Source organism: Streptomyces sp. NPDC001732 (assembly GCF_053596315.1).
In genome coordinates, this window is the sequence record NZ_JBSFFY010000074.1 from 21481 (window position 1) to 27886 (window position 6406).

A 6406-nucleotide genomic window follows, 5' to 3' on the forward strand; every position below is an offset into this window, starting at 1 on the left:
TGTGCTTGGCGACCACTGGCCGGGCTCCCGCTGTCCCTTGTTTCTCCCCGGACACGCGAACGGCGCCGCACCCGAAGGCGCGGCGCCGTTCGCCGAGGTCGACAGGGGTCAGTGAACCCGCTTGAGGCGGGGTGACTTGGTGATGGGGGTGACGTTGCCCTTCGCCTTCGCTTCGGCCTTGCGGGCCTTCTCGTCCAGGTGGAACTGGAAGCGTTCCTCGTACTCGTCTTCGAAGTCACCGACGTCCAGCCGCATGTCGCGGGGCAGGGCCTTCACGGCGCGCTGCTGCTCGCGGGGGTCGTTGAACGCGGCGATCATCGGGTGGAGCTGGAAGCGGCCCCGGCGGACCACGGTGACAAGCCGGGCAGCGACCAGGTGCGGCATGGCCCGGCTGATCATGCCGCGCTCCATTGCGAGGCCAGCGGCGAGTTCGTCGTGCGTGGCGACGACCAGGCCGCCGGTCTCCTGCTCCGTCATCATGTGCAGCAGCAGGGTGTAGGCGGTAGGAGGAAGCCTCGGCACATACGCGAGACCGTTGAAACTGCCCCACAGCACGTTGCGACGCGGAACCCATTCCTCGGCAGCGAACGTCATGACGTGGCCTTCCCTTCCCCATCCGACCCCTTGCGCACATCCAGCCTCACGCCAGGAGCCGCCATCGCCCGGAACGCTTCGGGCACGTCCGGGTCCTCCATGATCTCGCGCAACAGGTCCAGCTGCTCCACCCTGTCGCCCGCACCCGCCTTGGAGCGCTTCTTTTCGCCCTTGCGGGGCTCCCTGAGCCCACCCCTCAGCGACGCAGCTGGATTCAGCTGGTACACGCCCCGCTGAAGTTTCCGCAGTGCCCCGTCGGCCTCCAGGACGCTGAAGACGCGGCTGATGTGAGAACGGCTGTAGCCCAGGCCCGCCGCGACGTCCTCGTGGGTCGCCTCGATCAGGCCGCCGGGCTTCTGTGAGCCCATCAGATGGAACAGCACCACGAGCACGAACCGGTCGGAGTCGTACCGCACGGCAGCCCAGCGCATGAACTCCAGGCTGTCCATGGAGAACGCCTCGCCGATGAACCCGGTGCTGGAGCCCACTGGGAAGACCTGGGCCGCGTGGCCGGCGGGCAACTCGATCGTGGAGCCGGAGGACCGGCTGTACGCGGTGGGCGGCGGCTTCGGGCGCCGCCGCCGACGGGACGGCGCGCCGGGCAGCTTCGGCGCTGCGCTGCCGTCCAGGGGCCCTGAGCTCATGGCGTCGCTGTCTCCTTGATTGTCGTAACGTCAAAACCATAGCGGAGAACCGTGGCAGTAGTGCCACCAAAACGCGGCAGTGCCGACACGAAAGTCGCCCGAAGGTCAGCCCTGGACTGACCTTCGACCTCCCGCGCGATACTGAGTGCCGGCTGACGCACCGGGCTGAGTTTCGTGGCAGTAGTGCCACGAAACGTGGTTGTTGGGTCAGGAACGGCTGACACCCCGGCCGAGATATGTCAGTCCTGAACTGACGTATCTTTCTCGCCTCAAGGCTCTGACCTGCGGAAATGCGTGGCTCTTCCCTCTAGAGCGCGCGCGCGTGATACAGGTTCCCCTCTCCGTGATCAAGCATCGCCACACCGTGGGATCCGGCCCGCAGCAGCTTCGAAGTCCCTGCGGGCCGGACCCCGTCGTGGCATGCGCGCTTCGCATGCGGCTCCGCGCGAACAGTGCGGATCGTAGGTGGGGTCAACGGCACTGAGTCTCGGGCGGTGACGGCAGTGCCGAAAGACGCAACAGGAGAGATCTGTGCTGTCGGTGGGCGGTTCCGCCGCCCGGCCCGGGGGGCCGTTCGGCTCCGGTGCCTCCGTACGCCGTCTCGGAAAGCCCAACATGTCCAAGCTCCCGTTCTGTGGCTGATGTCCCATCAACGGCCCGTGGTCGCTCAAGAATCGGGTCACCCACACGCAGGAAATCGCTCTGGGAGCCTGTCAGCCGTCCCAGGTCCCGCCCCGGGACGGCTGACAGGAGTGGCGCAGGGAGCATACAAGCGATTTCAGAGCAGCAGGTGCCGGCCGTGCATGTTGTGGTGACGGGCCATCCCGAGCCCCGGGACGGTGTCGTCCCCGCAGGTAACCAACAGAAGTCCCGCGCCGTTGACCAGAGAGCGCAGGGAGCATTCCCAGGAGCGGCTGTGGGAGAACAGAAAGATCCTGTGCCGTTCTATCGTCCCCGAGCGGAAGACACCGTGTTGCGGGCGCGGAACCTCCGCCGCAGGGGAGGTTGGGCCGTGTCACGCTGACGGAGCGTGAGCGTGACACTCGTGTCACGCTCGCCTCTGGAAAGTGTCACGCCGCCCAAGAAAAGTGACTGTATGTCCGATTTTGGGATTCCTTGGGCTCGCCTCCGGGGCAGCTTGGCGGCCCGAGCGTGACACCCCGGAGACCGCGCGCGCACCCTCACGCCCGGCACGGAACGTAACCGCCCTGCCGGTGGGCCGGCCGCGCCGCTCGGTGTGGCCGGCCCACCGCGCCCTGGTGCTCGGCCTCTGTCCACAGGCCCGCAGCCGCAGAGTGCTGACCCATGACCACACACACCCTCACCGCCCGGTTCATCACCCGGCTCAGGACCAGGAGGGCCCGCTGCATCTGGCACTGGCACCGACTCGCCCCCGAGCAGCAGCACCAGCTGCTCGCCCACTACCCCCACGGCCCCCGGGCCCAGGCCCGCCTCCTCCTGGACCGCCTGCACCACATGGACCGCATGGTGACCTCCACCGGCGACCTGCGTCTCCTCGCCGCCGAACTCGACCTGCACCCGTGGGCGGTTCGCTGGCTCGCCCGCGGCTGGGTGCTCCCGATCGGCTGGGACCGCCGCACCCGGCTGCGGCACCACGCTCTGCGCCTGGTGTGCCAGGGCTGCAGGGACACCCGCGACCACTGGCTGGCACGGCAGGAGGCGTGGGCCGAGGAGTCCCGCGCACGGCAGGCACGCCGTGAAGCCCGCCGGGCAGCAAAGGGCTAACACCCAAAAACCCCCACACACCACTACAAACAGCGCAACACGATAGAATCTCAACTAGCCGGTAAAACAAGGAAGTTCAGAGAAAAGAGGTGCAAGCATGCCGGAGAAGAACATCGACTTCGGGAAGTTCGGCGCCCGGGGCATCAAGGGCACCGACGCCGTCGTCCGCCAGCTCGACCGGCTGGCCGGCGGCATCGCCACCCCCGTCACCGCGAAACGCGGCCTGATGGCACGCCTGCACTACCTCACCAGGACCGACCACAGCCGCGCCGCGGCCCGCGACGCCGGACTCACCGTCACCGACCGCACCCTCAAATCCTGGCTCGACGGCCCGCGCCGGCCGACGCGGGCCAACCTCGAACGCATCGACGCCGCCTACCGCCAGGTGCGCCGCCACAACGTCGCCCGCCACCTCCTTACCCGCCTCAACGCCGCCGGCGGCACCCGGGTGGAAATCCACCCCCTCAACCAGTCCCAGGTCGCCCGCCCGCTCCAGCGGATGGTGGAGTACCGCACGATGAACGTTCGCCGCTGGGACCGCATCGTCGACGCCTGGGCCACTGGCGACCACCAGGGCCTCGACGACGCCTGGACCCTCGACGTCCTCCCGGAGCTCGGTTCCCAGTGGGGCCAGTACGAGTACGTCACCAACATCGGCTTCGCCGCGTAGAACGGCCCTGTACGCCTCTCTGGGCGCCTGTCAGTCGCCCAGGGCTGCCCAGTTTCGCGCGCAGCATCCGCGCTGCTCAGCCGTGATCTTTCTGGGCCTTGAGAGGCAAAGGCGCTACGGTGTGCGCCATGACCCTTAAAACTTGACCCACCGCTCAGGTGAAGCAAACTTTAAGGGTCACGGTGATGTGGAGCAGCCTGCCAGCGCAGTCGATCCCACGCACGAAGACCCGGCCCCGGGTGGCAGCCCGGAGCCAGGCCTCATGCAGTTACCGAGCCCGGTCGACCTTCTAGCGACCGGGCTCGCTGCGCATGCAGCATCCGGTCGGTCCTACCGCGTCGGGGTGAGCACTCGACATCCGCCGAGGAACTACCTCACCATCGCGATGATCGCCACCAGCAGACTTGCTGCCGTCAGGAAGACCTGCCACTTGTCTGGCTCAGGCCACTGATTCCGGCTGCGCTTGTCCGATGCGTCGTTCATCAGCACCACCTCCCTTCTCCTCCCGGCCCGGCACCCAAGAGTGTTGGTCCCGGAGGCATGCGAACTGGCGGCCTACACCGCCCAGTTCAGGAGGATCCTGCGAGGTAGCAGGCCTTAGGGTACCTGGCTTTCGAAGGAGCATGCTTGCCTAGGCTAGGCATTGTGCCAAGCATTGCGGTCAACAACCTTCCGTTCAAAGGTCTAGTGGTGGTGGTGTTCTCGCAATCACACGCAGTCCGCCGCATCTGCCTGTGAACGTGTGGGGCAAACCGTTTTTCTGAAGCGCCTAGCCGCCAGCTATGCGGCTTTGCCTCCATCACTGACCTTGAGTCGGCTGGCAGTCCCTCTCGCGTGTCGGCGCGGGGCGCGATGTGGCGCCCCGAAGCCGATGGCGGGTGCTGGGACGTCGCCCCGGGTTTTCCCGTCCGGGGCGGCTCGCGTTCGCGTATCAGAGGGGCTACAGCGATTCCGGGGGCGTTGAGTGTCTGCCATGCAGGCCGTGGTGACGGGCAGTCGGCTCGTAACGGGGAGAGGGTGGAGGTGGCCCGGTTCGGGTTCGGTTCCGGGGCCGTGACCCGCGCCCCTTGAGTCTCCGCCCGCCTGGGTGGGCGTGGGCACTCACCGGCCGCCCGCGGTGACGATGATGGTGATCACGGCGGCGAACACTCCGGCCCCCGTGAGGGCGACAGTCAGCGGCTGGCTCAGCGACGGCCGGCGGTGGACGGCGTACGCAAGTGTGCCGACGAGCATCAGGCCGACCAGGACGAGCAGCAGAAGGACCAGCAGGACGAGTGTGGACACGGACAGTTCCCCCTTGGGGTTCGGGCGTGCGGTGACAGCGCGCCGGAGTGGATGAGGGTGTCGATGCCTCTGGTCCTGTTCAGGTGTGCAGGACGAGTGGCGTCGGGCCGCAGCGGGACACGGTCAGTACCGCTCCTGCTTCATGCATCCAGCAGAGCCCCCCAGGTCGGGGTGGGCCTAGTGACCCGTACGACCTCGCCTGCTCCCGGACGCCGCGGCACCGCTGCCGTCCGTAGCCGTACGGATCTCGAACGGCCAAGCCGTTCAGGAACGTTCAGCAGGGTTCATGGACGTTCAATGCGCCTCCCGTATACCGTTGATCTGGTGGTTGACAAGGAAGCACCGGTCGCTCAGGAGAAGCCCGAGGTCGAGGCAGAGGACGCGGAGGCCATTGCCGTATCCGACGCGGCACTGCACGACTTCACCATCGAGCTGAACCGGCTGCACATCTCTTTCGGAGCGCCGTCGTACGCCGTGATCGCCAAAGCATCGGTGAGACCGAAGCTGACGAAGGCGGGCATCAACGAGGCGCTGGCCGGGAAGCGGCTGCCTTCCATTGACTCGCTGATGGAGTTCGTCCGGGTGGTGAGCAGCCCGCTGCCACCGCCTGCCGGCGCCCCGGCCCCGCGCTGCCGGCCCGATCTGGCGGAGGCCTGGCGGGTGCGGTGGCAGGAAGTGAAGTTCGCGCAGCGACGGGCGGCGGCCCCCTGGCGGCGGCTTCGGAACACGGTGCGCGAGACACTCGACGAGGCCTACCGCGAGGCCCAAGCCGTACGGGAGACGGCGCACGAGGAAGCCGACCGGCTCTCCCGCGAGGCCCAGGCGGTACGGGAGACCGCGTACAAGGAGGCCGACCGGATCCTGCGCGAGGCCCAGGCGGTACGGGAGAAGGCGTACAAGGAGGCCGACCTGCTCTTAGCGGATGCGCAGCGCACGGCGGACATCGCCCGAAAGCCAGAGCCCAGGCCGGCAAAGAACCCGGGCGCAGCCGCAGAAGATCCTACGGCTGTACCCACCATTTCGCCGGAGCTCCAGGCGGCGCTTCTCAAGGGCACACCGTTCTGGTTCTCCGTGCCCAAGCCCACCACGTTGTTTCCCGAGGACGGCGGTACCACCCCCGTCGCCGTCCTGGCGCCTGGTCAGTGGTATCTGGCAATCGGAGGAAACCAGTCGGAGTTCACCGCTCATTCCGAAGACGGACGGCGGGGCCTTGTACGCGATTTCGCCTATATTCAGGTCGGGTGAGCCTCAGGTCCACCAGAAGCAGGGACATGCGTTCCTGCACCGTTGTCCGGCAGCAGGCCAAGCGCCAAGAAGGTGTCCGGCAGGGGCCAGTGATGACATCGAGTAGACGCGTGGCCTCCCGTGCCCTTAGCTTGTTCTTTATCTTCCGGCCTCGAATGGTGTCTCGAACTGAGTCGCTCACCTGGGGATTCGCCGGACGTGAGGGCGGCCTTCGTCTGATCAT

General features: G+C 67.3%; 7 protein-coding genes. 3 read left to right on the top strand and 4 right to left on the bottom strand.

What is annotated here, in order from left to right; all coding sequences use genetic code 11:
* Positions 1–108: 108 nt before the first annotated feature.
* Positions 109–594, bottom strand: coding sequence for a hypothetical protein (locus tag ACWCXX_RS35725; protein ID WP_451134662.1), 486 nt, complete (start codon positions 592–594; stop codon positions 109–111).
* A complete protein-coding gene (locus ACWCXX_RS35730; protein WP_451134664.1) occupies positions 591–1238 on the bottom strand; it encodes a helix-turn-helix domain-containing protein in 648 nt (215 codons plus the stop codon). Before ACWCXX_RS35730 ends, ACWCXX_RS35725 begins: the two co-directional genes overlap by 4 nt.
* 1305 nt (positions 1239–2543) lie before the next feature.
* On the opposite strand from ACWCXX_RS35730, the gene ACWCXX_RS35735 reads away from it, so the two are divergent.
* Both ACWCXX_RS35735 and ACWCXX_RS35740 read left to right on the top strand, forming a co-directional pair.
* A complete protein-coding gene (locus tag ACWCXX_RS35735; protein WP_451134666.1) occupies positions 2544–2984 on the top strand; it encodes a hypothetical protein in 441 nt (146 codons plus the stop codon).
* A gap of 97 nt (positions 2985–3081) precedes the next feature.
* Positions 3082–3654, top strand: coding sequence for a transcriptional regulator (locus ACWCXX_RS35740; protein WP_451134668.1), 573 nt, complete (start codon positions 3082–3084; stop codon positions 3652–3654).
* Between the two features lie 369 nt (positions 3655–4023).
* On the opposite strand, the gene ACWCXX_RS35745 is transcribed toward ACWCXX_RS35740, so the two are convergent.
* Both ACWCXX_RS35745 and ACWCXX_RS35750 read right to left on the bottom strand, forming a co-directional pair.
* Complete coding sequence (locus tag ACWCXX_RS35745) at positions 4024–4146, bottom strand: hypothetical protein (RefSeq protein ID WP_392083646.1); 123 nt, start codon at positions 4144–4146, stop codon at positions 4024–4026.
* A gap of 609 nt (positions 4147–4755) precedes the next feature.
* Positions 4756–4938 carry a hypothetical protein gene (locus ACWCXX_RS35750; protein WP_351834509.1) on the bottom strand — a complete coding sequence of 61 codons (183 nt, stop codon included), beginning with the start codon at positions 4936–4938 and terminating at the stop codon, positions 4756–4758.
* Positions 4939–5262: 324 nt separating this feature from the next.
* On the opposite strand from ACWCXX_RS35750, the gene ACWCXX_RS35755 reads away from it, so the two are divergent.
* On the top strand, positions 5263–6183 hold the full coding sequence (locus ACWCXX_RS35755) for a hypothetical protein (protein WP_451134671.1): 921 nt from the start codon (positions 5263–5265) through the stop codon (positions 6181–6183).
* Positions 6184–6406: the final 223 nt, after the last annotated feature.